Origin of the sequence: Salinicoccus sp. Bachu38 (genome assembly GCF_038561955.2) — a bacterium.
Lineage (GTDB): Bacteria > Bacillota > Bacilli > Staphylococcales > Salinicoccaceae > Salinicoccus > Salinicoccus bachuensis.
The window spans coordinates 401,941-417,698 of the sequence record NZ_CP138333.2; the positions used below are offsets into that span (position 1 = coordinate 401,941).

A 15,758-nucleotide genomic window follows, 5' to 3' on the forward strand; every position below is an offset into this window, starting at 1 on the left:
TCTATTTATCTTCTCCCTTGTCCGACTGCTGTCTGTGCATCGGATGGTTGGGATCCTTTTCAATTTTGGAGATGAAGAGGTTCCTCAGGATTACGGTCGTAATCCAGAATGCAAATACAGCAAGCAGGATGATCGATACAGCTCTGTTATTCTCGAAATCGAGCATAAACAGCAGTACGACGATCAGCAGGGCTGCATTGATAGTATCCAGGAACGTCCATCTTTTAAGTGGTTTGTTATTCATGTCATTCCTCCAATCCTTGCCATTATAGCATAGTAGGGAAGGGGATTTGCTAAATCTGGCAATAAATGATAAGTTATTAACAGTTTAATGAGAAGGTGATGAAATGCTAACGAAAACAACATCGATTGAAGCTTTTCAAAAGTTGTTGCAGGATAACAAGGATTTCTTTTTTATGAAGCATAGCAGTACATGTCCGATTTCAGCCGATGCCTTCGACGAATTCCAGAAGTTCCATTATGAACGGGATATGGATGGATACTATCTGGTAGTTCAGGACCACCGGAAACTTTCCGACTATATCGCTGAACATTTTGATATCAAACATGAATCTCCCCAGGCTTTCTATTTTGAGGGTGGAAAGCTGAAGTGGAGTGACTCACATCATAATATTACACTTAAGAACCTCTCCTCAGTGGAAGACTAGACCGGGATTGCCATATGCAATCCTGGTTTTTTTATATTGGATTGAACATGACGCGGTTCTGTCCCTGTTTTTTGGCTGCATGGACCATGTCATCCGCTTCTTTGAGCAGCCGGCCTTTTGTAGCGGGGGTTACAAACTGGTAGCCGACACCGATTGAAACTGTAAGATGCACGGTTTCTGTATCATTGACATGGAAGTTTGAACGTTCGACACTGTTGCGGATCGCCTCGGCCAGCCTGACCGTCTTGTCAAAGGACAAGTCCGGTATGAGCATGGAGAATTCCTCTCCGCTGCTCCTGAACAGCATGCCGCCGGTCGGTACATGGTTGTTCAGAAGGTGGGCCATCTGTCTGATCAGTGCATCCCCTGAAGTATGGCTGTGCTCATCATTGACCAGGCTGAAATTGTCGATATCGATGAGCAGAAGGCTGAGCGTGTCACTGTCATCCAAAAGGTGGACGACGGCATTGTCGAGGGCCTTTACATTTCCCAGCTGGGTGAGGAAATCCTTATACTCCTCCTCCTCATAGCGTTTCAGCAGCCTGAGTATCATATTGATATCCTCATACATCATCATCGCAAAGAACATTACGATGGTGCTTGCCAGGACGAACACAAGCATCTGGAAGGGATTGAGTGCCTGGACAAAGAAATGGATATTGATGACATACAGCGAAGTGAAGATGATGCTTGCTGCAGTGAGCTCCTTAAGCTTCTGAAATTTCAGGAAAGGCAATATCATCATGATCAGGATATACAGGATGAAAAATATGAGATAGAGCTGCCAGTCAAAGCTGAAGATCATGTGGTGGAACATGAAGACGATCAATACCGAACCGATGATCAGGTAGGGCACGCTATATTTCACCAAAATCAGCAGTGGGATGAAATAGAGGCTGAAGACCATGTCATACATATGGATGGGCACCATCAGCAGCAATACGGACAGGGTGGTCATCAGCAGTGCCTGAAAGAATTCCGAATCGATGAACCTCCGGTCTTCCAGGTACTGGAGCCGGTGGAACAAGTATATGCCGGTGATGGTGATTGATATATTCAGTACGAAGTCAATGAGCATATACTTCCCCCCTCCAGTGTATCTGTTATTCCAGTTCCAAGTTTTCGCGCAGTTCTCTTCTCAACTGGTTGTATGATTCGTCATTCGGAAGGAAGTACCATAGACCATCATCCAGTCTCTGGTCTGTACCTTCCAGTGTAAGGCGTTCCATATTCTGTGCAGACTCCTGGTAGTCCGAACGGAGTGCGTTAAGCTCACCAAATGGAATATCGGTCTTTACATTGTCGCTCAATACATTCAATACAGAGTTGAAGTTGGTGATCGTCTGCAGGCTCATGATTTCCTGGGCAATGCCCTGGACCACCTGCTGCTGTCTATGCTGTCGGCCCGAGTCGCCGCCGGCACCTTCCGCTTTCCTGCTTCGTGAGAAGGCGAGGGCCATATCTCCGTCCATTTCGTAGGTCTCCCCTGCTGTGAACTGGTAGCCCGACTGCTGGAATGTATCCTGGCTTGTTATGGTGACGCCGCCGATTTCATCGATGATCGTGGTGAAACCGTCCATGTTGATGGACACGAAATGGTCGATGGGCAGATCCAGGAAATTCTCGACAGTGCGTTTCGCCATCTCAGGACCACCGTAGGCATATGCATGGTTTATCTTCTCCACCGTGCCCCGTTCTGCGATTTCTGTACGTGTATCCCGGGGTATGCTGACAATTCTTCCTTCGTCCGTATTGGGATTCAGGGTGACAACCATTATCGTGTCGGAACGCTGGCCCATCCCGCTTTCGTTGCGCTCCTGATCATCATCCGTGCCGAATAGTACGACAGAGACGGGGTCTCCGTTCCGGAAGCTGACGTCCGTTTCCCGGAGTTCCGAAGTGGCATTGGAAAAATCTTCATCAAATACCTGGCCGGCAGTACCTTTAAGCTGGAAGTAAACATAGGCGATAAGCCCCGCAAAAACGATGACTGATATCAGGATGACAGCAAGCAGTACTTTTATTGCAGGATGCATCCGTCTTTTTTCTGTTCTTTTCATTAAAAATCTCCTTTGGCATAGTGACATAATTATACAACGAAACCCATGATATTGAAAAATATAAATGTGCAAAAATGGGTGCGCGTTCCATAAATAAAGTGGAATGTGATATAGTGAATTGGAAATATTTAAGACGGTGATGATATGTATACTCTATTTCTATTGACGGTGTCATTCTTGATTTCTTTGATTCTGATGCCGATTTTCATATGGGGAAGCCGGAAGTTCGGCTTTGTCGACTATCCAAACAGCAGAAAAGTTCATTTAAAACCTATACCATACCTCGGAGGTGTGGCAATTCTGATCTCCTTTGCGATCGGCGTGCTCATCTCCCGTCCGATCGAGGCTGAATACAAAGCGATCATCCTCGGGGGGATCGTCATCGTCATTGTGGGCATCATTGATGACAAGTACGATCTGAGGCCGGGCCTCAAGCTCATCGGCCAGATAGCGGCCAGCCTGGTGCCGGTCTCCTATGGCATCCTCATCGACCGCATCACACCGTTCGGCATCGAAATCGAATTTGGCATACTGGCCATCCCGATTACGATCCTCTGGATGGTGGGCATCATCAATGCCATCAACCTGGTTGACGGACTGGATGGGCTGGCGACGGGCGTTTCCATCATTGCGTTGACCAGCATCGGCTTTATCACCATTCTGCAGGGCAACATCTTTGTCATGATGATATGTGTCATCCTCATCGGCGCCTGTCTTGGCTTTCTGGTGTACAACTTCCATCCTGCCAAGATATTCCTCGGGGACAACGGGGCGATGCTGCTCGGTTTCATCATCAGCGTCGTCTCCCTGATGGGCTTCAAGAACATTACCCTGATTTCACTGTTCTTCCCGATCATCATTCTGGCGGTGCCTTTCATAGACATGTTCTTTGCTGCATTGCGGCGCTACCGCAGCAATGTCTCACTGGTAAAGGCGGACCGCAGCCATCTCCACCACCGGCTGCAGAACCTGGGATACACGCACGCTGAAAGTGTCGTGCTGATCTATTTCATCGCTGCACTTTATTCTGGCGCAAGCATCATCCTCTATCTGTCCACAATTCCGGGATCGGTCATCATCATTCTGCTGCTGATCCTTACGACGGAGATCATTGTTGAGGCGACCAACCTCATCGACAGTGACAAAAAGCCCGTCCTGGACTTTGCCAGAAGACTGTTCCACCGCATATTCCCATAGTCACTCCACGGCACTTTCGGCCTGGATCATCTCCAGTTCCTCCAGGCTGGCAGTGTCTTTTGTGATTTCCTGGACCCGGGCGAGGAATGCTTCCCGGCCGTCTTCACGGACATGGACCAGGTAGGAGACCTTGTCTGTATAGGCCGTATCCCTGATGGTGATGTCGGAACCTTCCAGTTCGTGTTCAAAGCGGCTCGTATACGTATAATCCATCGTAATCCTGTATGGGACGACATCGATTTCGACCACTTTTCCTGCTTCATTCACAACGTCGGATGCAGCGCCGGAGTAGGCCCGGATCAGCCCGCCGGCACCGAGCTTGATGCCGCCGAAATATCTGGTGACCACGACGGTCACATTATACAGCCCCTCCCGTTTGAGCACTTCAAGGATCGGGACCCCCGCCGTGCCGGAAGGTTCTCCATCATCATCCGCTTTCTGGATCAGGGCGCTTGGCGTGATGATGTATGCACTGCAGTTGTGGTTGGCGTCCTTGTGCTGCGATTTGACGGAATTTATGAAGGCTTTTGCCGCTTCTTCGGAATCCGTCCGCTGAATGTATGCAATGAAGCGCGATTTACTGATGATCTTTTCGGCGGTCGTATCTATTCTGTTCATATACTGCTGTTCCATATATGCTCACCTCTAGAAACATAGTAACACATGGACGGAATCCATAGGAATGTAGTAAACTATATATCAAGTGTGAATGGGAAATTGAAGTGTGAATGGAAATTGGAGGAACCAGTATGAAGATAGCGGTAGTAGTGGATTCAACGTCTTATCTGCCCAAAGGGCTGAAAGAAAAATATGATATCCGTACCATCCCGCTCAACGTCATCATGGGTGAACAGTCATATAAAGAGGATGAAGACATCGGTGATGATGCATTTTTCGAAGAAATGCGCCAGATGGACAAGCTGCCGAGAACGAGCCAGCCGTCGATCGGTGACTATATCCTGCTCCTCGAATCTTTGAGGAGCGAGGGATTTACGGACGTGATCAGCGTCCACCTCTCAAGCCGGCTCAGTGGCACCTACCAGAATGCGATGGCTGCAGGCCAGAGTGTGGAAGGAATCGAGATGCATGCAGTCGACTCTGAGATTGCCTGCTATGTCGAGGGGTTCCTGGCGCTCTATGCAGCACAGAATAAGGACAGGCTGCCACTCGATACGTTGCTTGAGCGGCTGGAAGAGATGAAGCGCAAGAAGAATACGAACGCATATCTTATCGTCGACACCCTGTCAAACCTTCAGAAGGGCGGGCGTCTGTCTAATGCCCAGGCGATTGTCGGCAGCATGCTCAAGGTCAAGCCGATACTCGAATTCGAAGAGGGGAAGATTGTGCCGTTCGAAAAGATACGGACGAAGAAGAAGGCGATGAACCGGGTGGAGGAAGTGTTTGCCAAAGAGATGGAACGTCACAAGGGCAAACCGGTGACAGCCGTCGTCATCCACAGCAATGCAGAAGAAGAGGGCAGGCAATGGATGGGAAGTCTGCAGGCGGACTACCCGGAAATTACATTCAGGTTGAGCTACTTCGGCCCGGTAATCGCAACGCATCTTGGTGAGGGTGCGCTCGGGCTCGGTTATACGACCTACGAAATTGATACAGACTACTGATTATAGGATCAGGGACGCAGCCATCTTTGCTGCGTCCTTTTTTATTTTCATATAAAGGAGACGATCGATGATACTGGACCATAGAGGGGACATCATATACAAATCCGCGGGCGTGGATGCGGCGCAGCCGCTATGCCACCGTTGCGGGAACAGGGACAGACGGTATTTCTACACCTACTATGCAGCATTTCATGAATCAAGGGTCATGTACTGCATGAAATGCGTCAGCCTGGGGCGCTCGGACAGCATGACACCACTGAAATTCAAAGACACTGAAAGGCTGGCGGAGTCGAGCCCCTATGGACTCGACTTCGAGCTCAGCGGGCAGCAGTCCCGTGCTTCAGAGCGGATTCTGGAGACAGTAAAGAAGGGCGGGGCACTGCTGCTCTATGCGGTGACGGGAGCTGGCAAGACGGAAATGACTTTTGAGAGTATCAGGTGGGCGCGGGGGGAGGGTCTGAATGTGGCCTTCGTCTCCCCGAGGATCGATGTGGTGAAAGAAGTGCATATGCGCCTTTGTGGAGCGTTCCAATCAAGCGAGATCGATCTGATGTACGATGGTGTCAAACAAGTATACAACCATCATTTTACGGTATGTACAGTCCATCAGCTGTACAACTTCGTCGACCACTTCGATTGCATTATCGTGGATGAAACGGATGCATTCCCGTTGCCGCAGGATCCGCTCCTCATGCATGCAATCCGTCGCGCAGCCACCGGACGGGCTTCTTTCATATTCATGACGGCGACGCCTTCCAGACAGCTGATCAGGGAGGTGGGCCAAGGAAACATCATCACACTGCCAAGGAGGTATCATGGCCATGACCTGGCAGTGCCGAAACTGGTCTGGCATAATGTCGCCCGGGATGTCAGCCGCAGACGTCTCCCCAAAAAGCTGATGATACTCATCAGGAGCATCCTGGCAGAAGAAAGGCGTGCACTCATATTCATACCGGAAATCGCCATGATGGATGCGCTCTTCAATCTCGTCAAAGTCCATTTCCCGGCATCCGCATCGGTTCATAGCGGCGACCCCGAGAGAAGCGGGAAAGTGGAACGGATGCGCACGGGGGAAATAGAAGTGATGCTGACGACGACGATCCTCGAGCGGGGCGTCACTTTCGACCGGCTCGATGCCATAATCGTCCATGCGGAAAGGTTCAATACTGAAAGCCTCATCCAGATGTGCGGCCGGGTGGGGAGGAAAACGACGGATCCGGTCGGCAGCATCTGGTTCATCGCCCACCATCAGAGTGCCGGAATCAGACGCACCCTCCGCACGATCCGTGATTTCAACCGCAGGGGGGTGGAGGGATGATCTGTTATTTCTGCCATGAAGCATTGATGGAAGAGGTGGATATCGCCAACCTCTTCAAGAGGCAAGGGCCACTGTGCCATAAATGCCGGGGAGAACTCTCCCGGTGGCGTGCAGGAAGACGCTGCGATTTTTGCCACAGATTGATGGAGGAGCAGGAAACAAAGTGTCTGGACTGCTTGTTCCTCTCCGGGCGATTCCAACCGCCAAACAGCATTACCTGTCTGCTCGACTATCACGGGACGGCAAAAATGCTTTTCCACCGCTACAAGTTTACAGGGGACTGCGCCCTTGCTGAAGTGCTCGCGATGTTTCTCGACAGGCGTTTTGGGGAATATGAAGTAATCATACCAATACCCATTTCCAGGACCCGGATGAAGGAGCGGGGCTACAATCAGACCACCATGGTGCTTGATGCGAAAGGCTTAAGGTACAGCGATTTTCTCGAGACAGACGAAAGACAGCGGCAGTCCGGCCTCGGCAAGGTGGCGCGGGCCCAAGGAGAAAACCCGTTCCATCTGAATTGCCGCCGTGAGGGACTGGCAGACAAGCGGATTCTTGTGATTGATGACATCTATACGACGGGCATGACGGTGCATCAGGCATTGGAGAAACTATACACCTTTTCCCCCGCCTCCATCGATGTGTTAACGTTTTCAAAAGCCTGAACGGTTTGGTATAATGGAAATAGGAAGAATAACGTACTTAAGGAGGGGTTTCACCATGATCAGATGTGAAATTCGTGGAGAAAATATCGAAGTGACGGACGCCATCAGAAGCCACATTGAGGAGAAAGTGGGCAAGCTGGAACGTTACTTCACAAATGCTCCAAACACACACGCCCATGTCAACATCAAGACTTATGGCAACAAGAAGGGCAAAGTTGAAATCACTATCCCTATGAAAGACCTGACATTACGTGCCGAGGAGAGGCATGATGATCTATATGCGGCTGTCGACCTCATCATAGACAAGCTGGAGAGGCAGATCAGAAAGCATAAGACGAAGATCAACCGTAAATTCAGGGAAAGGAACCCGGAACAGGAATTCTTTGCAGCCCTGGAAGCGGGCGCGAATGGCACGCAGGAAGAAGAGAGTGATGAAGGCATCGATATCGTGCGTTCCAAGCAGTTCCAGCTGAAGCCGATGGATTCCGAAGAGGCGGTATTGCAGATGAACATGCTCGGCCATGACTTCTTTATCTTCAACGATAGGGAGACGGAAGGCACAAGCATTGTCTATAGACGCAATGACGGCAAATATGGCCTGATTGAAACGAACGAAGGAATCTGATGAACAATTTCCATCCATATTGATAAGGAATCCCTGGCTGCGTGCAGCCAGGGATTCCTTGTGATTGGATTCATTTTATTTTTACCCTATTTAGTGATATTATTATGAAATGAATTAACAGTGAGATAGAGCGAGGGAGAGAAATCCATGAGTATTTTGGATAAGATCTATGACGGCAATAAACGGGAGCTGAAATCTCTCCGTAAGGTTGCCGATAAAGTGGAAGACTATAAAGCGGATTTCACCAAGATGAGCGACGAACAGCTCAGGACGAAGACGGAAGAATTCAAAGCGAGACTCGAAGATGCCAAGGATGAGAAGCAGCAGGAGAAGATGCTGGATGACATCCTGCCTGAAGCATTTGCAACAGTACGGGAAGCATCGAAGCGTACACTGGGGCTGGAACCTTATCCTGTACAGATCATGGGTGGTGTGACCCTTCATAAGGGGGATATCGCCGAGATGAAGACAGGGGAAGGCAAGACCCTTACGGCGACGATGCCGGTGTACCTGAATGCCCTGACCGGGAAGGGCGTCCATGTCATCACGGTCAACGAATACCTTTCCGCAACGCAGATGGAGGAAATGTCGATTCTGTATAATTTCCTTGGCCTCAGTGTCGGACTGAACCTGAATGCGAAGAGCAGCGAAGAGAAGCGTGAAGCATTTGCTGCCGATATCACCTATACGACCAACAATGAACTTGGTTTCGACTACTTGAGGGACAACATGGTCACCTATAAGAAGGACCGGGTGCTCAGGGGACTGAACTATGCCATCATCGATGAGGTCGACTCCATCCTGATAGACGAAGCGCGTACACCGCTCATCATTTCAGGCAAGGCCGACCAGTCGAATACGCAGTACATCCAGGCAAATGCCTTTGTTAAAATGCTCAAGGAAGACGAAGATTTCACCTACGATGTCAAAACGAAGAATATCCAGCTCAATGATGAAGGGATGGAGAAGGCGGAGAAATGGTTTAAGGTGGACAACCTCTATGATGTGAAGCATGTGAATCTCCTGCATCACATCAATCAGGCGTTGAAGGCGCATTTCTCCATGCAGCGCGATATCGACTATGTGGTCGAAGAGGAGAAGATCGTCATCGTCGATCAGTTCACAGGCCGCAAGATGAAAGGACGGCGCTTCTCGGATGGGTTGCACCAGGCAATCGAAGCCAAGGAAGGTGTGGACATCCAGAACGAGTCGAAGACGATGGCATCCATCACATTCCAGAACTTCTTCAGACAGTTCAATAAGCTGTCGGGTATGACAGGTACAGCGAAAACCGAAGAGGAAGAGTTCCTGAACATATACAACATGAAAGTCACCGTCATCCCGACGAACAGGCCAATCGCAAGGATCGACCGTACGGATAAGATCTATTCGACGAAGGAATATAAATTCAAGCATGTCATCGATGAAGTGGCGGAAAGATACCGCAACGGCCAGCCGGTACTCATCGGTACGGTGGCTGTCGAAACAAGTGAGTATATCTCAGAGATGCTGCGCAAAAAGGGCATCCGCCATAACGTACTCAATGCGAAGAACCATGAAAGGGAAGCGGAGATCATCGCGAATGCAGGCAAGAAGGGCGCGGTGACCATCGCCACGAACATGGCCGGGCGTGGTACGGACATCAAGCTCGGCGAAGGCGTCAAAGATGCCGGCGGACTCGCGGTCATCGGTACCGAACGGCATGAGTCGAGACGTATAGACGACCAGCTCCGTGGACGTGCAGGCCGCCAGGGGGATGTCGGCATCAGTACATTCTACCTGTCCCTTGAAGATGATCTGATGAGGCGCTTCGGTTCCGAACGCATGCAGAATACGATGCAGCGGCTCGGGATGGCCGAGGAGGAACTGACTTCCAAGATGATAGCCAGGGCGGTCGAATCCGCACAGAAGCGTGTCGAAGGAAACAACTTCGACGCCCGGAAGAAACTGCTTGAATATGATGATGTGCTGAGACGCCAACGGGAGATCATCTACGAAGAGAGAAATGAAATCATCGACAAGGAAGATGTGCGCGAGCAGCTCATGGGCATGATGGAATCTTCAGTCGAACGTACGACCAACTATTATATACTGGATGATGAGGAACTGACGGACTATGAGCAGTTCATCAGGACGGTCGAAGATATGTATCTGACTGAGGAATCCATTGAAATCAGCGATGTCAGGGGCAAGGAGAGTGAGGAGATCGTTGCACTCATTCTCGAAAAGATTGAAAATGAACTGGCAGCGAAGGAAGAAAGACTGGGCTCTGATAAAATGAGGTTGTTCGAACGCATGATGATGCTGCGGACGATCGACCAGAAGTGGGTCGAGCATATCGACAGCATGGACCAGCTTAGGACAGGCATCCACCTCCGTTCCTATGGACAGATCAACCCGCTTCGGGAATATCAGAATGAAGGCCTTCAGATGTTCGAGGACATGCTTGTATCCATTGAAGATGATACTGCGAAGTATGTCATGAAGACGGAAGTGAAGTCCGATGAAGAGATCAGGCGCGAGCAGGTCATCGACAAGGGTGAAATGCATGCAGGAGACAGCAAGGAAAAGGTTGGGAAAGGACCGGTCAAAAAAGAAATGAAAGTCGGTCGCAACGATCCCTGCCCATGCGGCTCAGGGAAGAAATACAAAAATTGCCACGGTAAATAGATGAAAGAGGGATATTTATGGAATTGTATGAAGTAAGGAATTTCATTGCCGATATGCACGGGAAACTTGATGACTTCAGGGGGTCTCTTTGACTTAGAGGAAAAAGAGATCCAAATCAGGGAGTATGAGGAAAGGATGACCGATCCGGGCTTCTGGGACAACCAGGAGGAGGCACAGCAGGTCATCGACAGCAACAACAATCTTAAAAGAGTGGTGGATGAATTCCATAACATCGAAGCCGCTGTCGAAGATATTGAAGTTTCACACGAACTGCTCAAAGAGGAAAATGATGAAGATATGTACCGTACACTGGAAGAGAATGTTTCCCAGGTCCGGGCGCAGATCGAGGCATTCGAACTCAATATGCTGCTGAACAACGAGCATGATGAACTGAACGCAATCCTCGAACTCCACCCTGGAGCGGGTGGCACCGAATCCCAGGACTGGGCGGAAATGCTGCTCCGGATGTATCAGCGTTATGCCGACCAGCAGGGCTTCAAAGTCGAGACGCTCGACTATCAGGCGGGGGATGAGGCCGGCGTCAAAAGTGTCGCACTGCTGATCAAGGGTCTCAACAGCTATGGGCTGTTGAAAGCCGAGAAGGGCGTCCATCGTCTGGTGCGCATCTCCCCATTCGATTCATCAGGCAGACGCCACACTTCCTTTGTTTCATGTGAAGTCACACCACAGTTCGAGAACCAGGATATCAAGATAGAAGTGAAGCCGGAAGAGATCAGCGTCGATACTTACCGTGCAAGCGGCGCCGGCGGTCAGCACGTCAATACAACCGATTCGGCAGTACGTATCACCCACCATCCGACCGGCATCGTCGTCACGTGCCAGAATGAACGCTCGCAGATCAAAAACCGCGACCAGGCGATGACGATGCTGAAATCCAAGCTGTATCAGAGACAGCTTGAAGAGCAGCGGGCAGAAATCGATGCCATCAAGGGCGAACAGAAGGAAATCGGATGGGGAAGCCAGATCCGTTCCTACGTGTTCCACCCTTACTCCATGGTCAAGGACCATCGTACGAACATGGAGGTCGGCAATACCGACAAGGTCATGGATGGCGACATCGGCCCATTCATCGATGCCTATCTCCGGATGACAATGGACGATGAATGATAATGACTGGAGCGCCTGTTCCCTCTCTTGGGGGACAGGCTTTTTTATGCCGAATAGACCGCCTGCCTTGCCACTGTTTTTGTGTAATGCCATGGAGGTGCGGGCGTAACTGCACTGCGCTCGAGATGTAATGGTGAATTTGCAGATTTGCCGGCAGGGACATGAATGCAAAAAGTCAGAATCCTGCGTCAATTTTGCGGAATGGTGTTTGAATACTCATTGGCCTGGGGTATGGTGCTAATATAAACAATTATATTGGTAAAGGAGACAGGCTGATGAAGAAGTTCTGGTTACTTATGAGTTTCGCGATGGTGCTTGTACTTGGCGCTTGTGGGGGAGATTCCGGCGGAGATTCGGAAGAATCGACTGAAGAAGCGACAACAGAGGAGACGACCGAAGAGGCAACTGAGGAGACTACTGAGGAATCAACTGAAGAAAGTACAGAGGAATCCGATAGCGCAGACGCGGGAGATTCCGAACTCGCCCAGGAAGCCTTCCAGCAGAACAACTGCATGAGCTGTCACGGTGAAAATCTGGAAGGTGCGAGCGGTCCGGCACTGACAGATGTAGGCAGCCGACTTTCAGAAGATGAGATCCGTACGACGATCGAAGAGGGCGGCAATGGTATGCCAGCCGGTCTGGTAAGTGATGAAGAGGAATTGGATGCACTTGTACAGTGGCTGTCCTCCCAGACAGGAGAATAAAAATATTACATTCCCACCTGGATGGCTGAAAATTTGGATCGATTGAATATCCATAGACATAATGAAAACAGGCTAAGCATGGGGCTTAGCCTGTTTTGTTTTGTTAATGGTATTCAAAACACTGTATATTACAGCGTATTTCACTCATTTCGTTTACATTACAAGTCAATTACAAACGCCCAAAAAGGATTTTTTGTGTGCTATAGTGTGCAACGTAGTCAAAAGGGCACACCTGAAGACAATCCAACATTATAAAACTTACCCGGTCGGGGACATATATAAACACTAAAATCTAAATTAAGGTTCAAAAGAAACTAGGAGGATTTACTTATAATGAAGAAGACACTATTATCAGTCGCAACTGTAACAGCACTTACAGGAATTGCATCCCATAATATATCAGCAGCAGAGTACACGGTAGAGAGCGGAGATACACTGTGGAGCCTGGCAAATGAAAGCGGCACTTCCGTATCCAGCCTTAAGGAAGTCAATGGACTTTCCGGAGATCTCATCATCCCTGGGGATGTAATTGAACTTGATGCAGAAGCAGAAGCTTCTGAAGAAGCCACTCAGGAAAATGACGGTACATACGTCATCAAATCTGGCGACACACTCTTTGAAATCGGCCAGAAATTCAATGTAGACTATCAAAAGATCATGGAGTGGAACAACCTTTCCTCCGACCTGATCTATGCAGGCAAGACACTGATCGTAGCTGCAAGTGCAGCACCGGCTACTGAAACTGTAGAAGAAGCTCCAGCAGTACAGGAAGCACCAGCAGTTGAAGAAGCTCCGGCAGTACAGGAAGCACCAGCAGTTGAAGAACAGGCAGAAGTTGTAGAGGAAGCTCCAGCAGTTGAAGAGACTGTACAGGACCAGCCTTCTGCACCAGCAGCCGAGCAAAATAATAATCAAGCAGCAGAGCAAAGAGCGGCAGAACAGGCTGCAGCAGAGCAAAGAGCGGCAGAACAAGCTGCAGCAGAACAGCGTGCGGCAGAACAGGCAGAAGCTGAGCGTCAGGAAAGAATCCAGCAGCGTGAAGCCGAGCAGGCCCAAGCTGAGCAGCAGCAGGCTCAACAGGCACAGTCCCAGCAGGTTTCCACTGGCGGCGGCAATGCAGCATCCGTTGCACGTTCCGTAGCGGCAGGCAAGTCCTACGTCTATGGCGGCAACTCTGCTTCAGCAGTGGACTGCTCCGCACTGGCTCAGCAGTTCATGAAGGCCTATAAAGGCAAAAGCATCCCGAGAACAGCTGCATCCCAGATGGCAGCAGGCACACAAGTATCCAACCCACAGGCTGGGGACCTTGTATTCTTCAACGGTGGTTCCCACGTTGGGATCTACATCGGCAACGGTCAGATGATCGATGCACTCAACCCTTCCGAAGGTGTTGGCCAGCGTTCTGTAAGCTATGTACACGGTACAGTAGACGGATACTTCAGGTACTAATATATTTGAAATTTTCAAGGCCAGAACTTTGTTCTGGCCTTTTTTGCATGCTTAAAACAATGTAAGCATGCGCCTATTATGTTAAACTAATCTAAATAAATCATAAGGTATGTTGAATGATGAAAATGAAAAATATAATCATAATTGCGTTACTGGCAGTATTCTTTTTCCTGGTCGGTGCAGGTATTGCGGCGGTGGTGAACATGTCCGAGGAAGGGCTCAAGGAGCAGTCGCTTCAGACGCTCCAGGATTCGGAAGGGCGTGACAACCATCATGCGGTCGGCATGAACATCGTCGGAGAACCGGTGGAGGGCGTCCGAAATGATACGGAGTCGCTGGAATCGATCATCCAGTCGAACGAGGTGACGGTCATCAACTTCTTCGCCTCCTGGTGCGATCCATGCCGGAGGGAAACGCCGGAACTGAATGAATTCCATGCAGCCAATCAGGAGAAGCCGGTTGGGATCGTCGGCATCAATGTCGATGACAGGGCGGATAATAGGGATGCCTTTCTGGAGGAGTTCGAAGTGGCATATCCGGTATTCGAATTTGCGGACGAGTCCGGGTCCATTGAAGAATATAATATCCATCTCATGCCGACCACCTTCTTTGTGGATAGTGAGGGGGAAATCATCAGGGCGTATGTCGGCGAAGTGGAGCAGAATCTGATCAATAACTACATCAATTACGTCAAGGAGGCATCCTAATGGGAGTTCATCAGTATTTTAAAAGTTTGAATGATCTGGAGAAGCTGGTCAGATGTCCGGGTAAATTCAAATACCAGGAGCATAATGTCGCTGCCCACTCATTCAAAGTGACGAAGATTGCACAGTATCTTGGAACGGTGGAAGAGCATCATGGCAGCGAAATCGATTGGAAGAGCCTATATGAAAAAGCATTGAACCATGATTATCCGGAAATTTTCACGGGGGATATCAAGACGCCTGTCAAATATGCCTCCGGAGAGCTCAATATGCTCTTCAAGGAAGTCGAGGAAAGCATGACGACACGGTTTATAGAAGAAGAATTCCCGCCTGAATATCAGGATATCTATCTCAAGCGTCTCCGCGAGGGCAAGGATGGGACCCTTGAGGGGCAGATTCTTTCAGTGGCGGATAAGATCGACCTTCTGTATGAATCGTTCGGGGAGATACAGAAGCGGAACCCGGAACCCCTGTTCTTCGAAATATACGAGATGTCCCTCCTCACCATCAAAAAGTTCTCCCATCTCATGTGCGTACAGGACTTTCTCGAGAACATACTGACGGATATGCTGAAAGAGCGGTTCATACCAAAAACCGAACTGATGGATATTACAGAGTCCATCATGAACAAGGAGACCTGATGGATGGCGCTTTACTGGTACATGATGGCAATGGTCGTTCCGGCAATTACCGTTGTTGTATTTGCACGGTTGACACGCAACAAGTTTCTGGCCGTCCTTTTGACATTCGTCATTTTCGGCGTGTCGATATACCGTGGATTCTATCATTCCGAATGGGTCATTTTCATCGATGCCATCTCCATAGTCATCGGCTATATGCTGGTGGAAATATACAGTTTAGATCAAGTAGACGAGGAATAGAAATAACCGAACAAATGTTTGTTATTTCTATTTTTATTTTGTAGAATAGTGTTTGAGTAAAAAATGG

General features: G+C 49.4%; 17 protein-coding genes. 13 read left to right on the top strand and 4 right to left on the bottom strand.

Annotated elements, in window-relative coordinates; genetic code table 11:
• Nucleotide 1 precedes the first annotated feature (1 nt).
• On the bottom strand, nucleotides 2-244 hold the full coding sequence (locus RQP18_RS02095; RefSeq protein ID WP_031547308.1) for a hypothetical protein: 243 nt from the start codon (nucleotides 242-244) through the stop codon (nucleotides 2-4).
• 103 nt (nucleotides 245-347) lie between these two features.
• Between RQP18_RS02095 and ytxJ the strand changes: the two genes are divergently transcribed.
• On the top strand, nucleotides 348-668 hold the full coding sequence (gene ytxJ, locus RQP18_RS02100; protein WP_342388513.1) for a bacillithiol system redox-active protein YtxJ: 321 nt from the start codon (nucleotides 348-350) through the stop codon (nucleotides 666-668).
• Between the two features lie 31 nt (nucleotides 669-699).
• On the opposite strand, the gene gdpS is transcribed toward ytxJ, so the two are convergent.
• Nucleotides 700-1,746 carry a GGDEF domain-containing protein GdpS gene (gene gdpS, locus RQP18_RS02105; RefSeq protein ID WP_342388514.1) on the bottom strand — a complete coding sequence of 349 codons (1,047 nt, stop codon included), beginning with the start codon at nucleotides 1,744-1,746 and terminating at the stop codon, nucleotides 700-702.
• Nucleotides 1,747-1,771: 25 nt separating this feature from the next.
• Nucleotides 1,772-2,728: an LCP family protein gene (locus RQP18_RS02110; protein WP_342388515.1), complete on the bottom strand. Its 957-nt coding sequence runs from the start codon at nucleotides 2,726-2,728 to the stop codon at nucleotides 1,772-1,774.
• A gap of 144 nt (nucleotides 2,729-2,872) precedes the next feature.
• On the opposite strand from RQP18_RS02110, the gene RQP18_RS02115 reads away from it, so the two are divergent.
• Nucleotides 2,873-3,925, top strand: a complete 1,053-nt coding sequence (locus tag RQP18_RS02115) for a glycosyltransferase family 4 protein (RefSeq protein WP_342388516.1) — start codon at nucleotides 2,873-2,875, stop codon at nucleotides 3,923-3,925.
• Here the strand turns inward: RQP18_RS02115 and RQP18_RS02120 are convergent, their stop codons facing one another.
• Nucleotides 3,926-4,558: a YigZ family protein gene (locus tag RQP18_RS02120; protein WP_342388517.1), complete on the bottom strand. Its 633-nt coding sequence runs from the start codon at nucleotides 4,556-4,558 to the stop codon at nucleotides 3,926-3,928.
• 116 nt (nucleotides 4,559-4,674) lie between these two features.
• Here RQP18_RS02120 and RQP18_RS02125 point away from each other — a divergent pair, with 116 nt between their 5' ends.
• The 11 genes from RQP18_RS02125 to RQP18_RS02175 all read left to right on the top strand — a co-directional run bounded on the left by RQP18_RS02125 (nucleotide 4,675) and on the right by RQP18_RS02175 (nucleotide 15,691).
• Nucleotides 4,675-5,547, top strand: a complete 873-nt coding sequence (locus tag RQP18_RS02125; protein ID WP_342388518.1) for a DegV family protein — start codon at nucleotides 4,675-4,677, stop codon at nucleotides 5,545-5,547.
• Between the two features lie 67 nt (nucleotides 5,548-5,614).
• The gene (locus tag RQP18_RS02130) at nucleotides 5,615-6,865 is read left to right on the top strand and encodes a helicase-related protein (RefSeq protein ID WP_342388519.1); all 1,251 of its coding nucleotides are present in this window, start codon (nucleotides 5,615-5,617) and stop codon (nucleotides 6,863-6,865) included.
• The gene (locus RQP18_RS02135) at nucleotides 6,862-7,530 is read left to right on the top strand and encodes a ComF family protein (protein ID WP_342388520.1); all 669 of its coding nucleotides are present in this window, start codon (nucleotides 6,862-6,864) and stop codon (nucleotides 7,528-7,530) included. The genes RQP18_RS02130 and RQP18_RS02135 overlap by 4 nt, the downstream gene beginning before the upstream one ends.
• A 55-nt stretch (nucleotides 7,531-7,585) precedes the next feature.
• Nucleotides 7,586-8,155, top strand: coding sequence for a ribosome hibernation-promoting factor, HPF/YfiA family (hpf, locus tag RQP18_RS02140; RefSeq protein WP_342388521.1), 570 nt, complete (start codon nucleotides 7,586-7,588; stop codon nucleotides 8,153-8,155).
• 147 nt (nucleotides 8,156-8,302) lie between these two features.
• Complete coding sequence (gene secA, locus RQP18_RS02145; RefSeq protein WP_342388522.1) at nucleotides 8,303-10,825, top strand: preprotein translocase subunit SecA; 2,523 nt, start codon at nucleotides 8,303-8,305, stop codon at nucleotides 10,823-10,825.
• Nucleotides 10,826-10,842: 17 nt separating this feature from the next.
• Nucleotides 10,843-11,953 (top strand): peptide chain release factor 2 gene (gene prfB, locus RQP18_RS02150; protein ID WP_342388523.1). Its coding sequence is split into 2 segments (ribosomal slippage): nucleotides 10,843-10,914 and nucleotides 10,916-11,953, totalling 1,110 coding nucleotides; the frame shifts between segments, so codons are not numbered across the junction.
• A 275-nt stretch (nucleotides 11,954-12,228) separates the two neighbouring features.
• A complete protein-coding gene (locus RQP18_RS02155) occupies nucleotides 12,229-12,657 on the top strand; it encodes a c-type cytochrome (protein ID WP_342388524.1) in 429 nt (142 codons plus the stop codon).
• A 333-nt stretch (nucleotides 12,658-12,990) separates the two neighbouring features.
• Complete coding sequence (locus RQP18_RS02160) at nucleotides 12,991-14,106, top strand: LysM peptidoglycan-binding domain-containing protein (RefSeq protein ID WP_342388525.1); 1,116 nt, start codon at nucleotides 12,991-12,993, stop codon at nucleotides 14,104-14,106.
• Between the two features lie 125 nt (nucleotides 14,107-14,231).
• A complete protein-coding gene (locus tag RQP18_RS02165) occupies nucleotides 14,232-14,813 on the top strand; it encodes a redoxin family protein (RefSeq protein ID WP_342388526.1) in 582 nt (193 codons plus the stop codon).
• A complete protein-coding gene (locus RQP18_RS02170; RefSeq protein ID WP_342388527.1) occupies nucleotides 14,813-15,451 on the top strand; it encodes a YfbR-like 5'-deoxynucleotidase in 639 nt (212 codons plus the stop codon). The genes RQP18_RS02165 and RQP18_RS02170 overlap by 1 nt, the downstream gene beginning before the upstream one ends.
• A 3-nt stretch (nucleotides 15,452-15,454) precedes the next feature.
• On the top strand, nucleotides 15,455-15,691 hold the full coding sequence (locus RQP18_RS02175; protein ID WP_342388528.1) for a DUF2198 family protein: 237 nt from the start codon (nucleotides 15,455-15,457) through the stop codon (nucleotides 15,689-15,691).
• The last annotated feature ends 67 nt before the right edge of the window (nucleotides 15,692-15,758 follow it).

Bases quoted from the DNA above. Each gene is read 5' to 3' on its own strand.
- RQP18_RS02115 (WP_342388516.1), top strand. From the start codon at position 2,873: ATGTATACTCTATTTCTATTGACGGTGTCATTCTTGATTTCTTTGATT.
- RQP18_RS02130 (WP_342388519.1), top strand. From the start codon at position 5,615: ATGATACTGGACCATAGAGGGGACATCATATACAAATCCGCGGGCGTG.
- RQP18_RS02170 (WP_342388527.1), top strand. From the start codon at position 14,813: ATGGGAGTTCATCAGTATTTTAAAAGTTTGAATGATCTGGAGAAGCTG.
- hpf (WP_342388521.1), top strand. From the start codon at position 7,586: ATGATCAGATGTGAAATTCGTGGAGAAAATATCGAAGTGACGGACGCC.
- RQP18_RS02160 (WP_342388525.1), top strand. From the start codon at position 12,991: ATGAAGAAGACACTATTATCAGTCGCAACTGTAACAGCACTTACAGGA.
- gdpS (WP_342388514.1), bottom strand. From the start codon at position 1,746: ATGCTCATTGACTTCGTACTGAATATATCAATCACCATCACCGGCATA.
- secA (WP_342388522.1), top strand. From the start codon at position 8,303: ATGAGTATTTTGGATAAGATCTATGACGGCAATAAACGGGAGCTGAAA.
- RQP18_RS02155 (WP_342388524.1), top strand. From the start codon at position 12,229: ATGAAGAAGTTCTGGTTACTTATGAGTTTCGCGATGGTGCTTGTACTT.
- RQP18_RS02110 (WP_342388515.1), bottom strand. From the start codon at position 2,728: ATGAAAAGAACAGAAAAAAGACGGATGCATCCTGCAATAAAAGTACTG.
- RQP18_RS02135 (WP_342388520.1), top strand. From the start codon at position 6,862: ATGATCTGTTATTTCTGCCATGAAGCATTGATGGAAGAGGTGGATATC.
- RQP18_RS02095 (WP_031547308.1), bottom strand. From the start codon at position 244: ATGAATAACAAACCACTTAAAAGATGGACGTTCCTGGATACTATCAAT.
- RQP18_RS02125 (WP_342388518.1), top strand. From the start codon at position 4,675: ATGAAGATAGCGGTAGTAGTGGATTCAACGTCTTATCTGCCCAAAGGG.
- ytxJ (WP_342388513.1), top strand. From the start codon at position 348: ATGCTAACGAAAACAACATCGATTGAAGCTTTTCAAAAGTTGTTGCAG.
- RQP18_RS02120 (WP_342388517.1), bottom strand. From the start codon at position 4,558: ATGGAACAGCAGTATATGAACAGAATAGATACGACCGCCGAAAAGATC.
- RQP18_RS02175 (WP_342388528.1), top strand. From the start codon at position 15,455: ATGGCGCTTTACTGGTACATGATGGCAATGGTCGTTCCGGCAATTACC.
- RQP18_RS02165 (WP_342388526.1), top strand. From the start codon at position 14,232: ATGAAAAATATAATCATAATTGCGTTACTGGCAGTATTCTTTTTCCTG.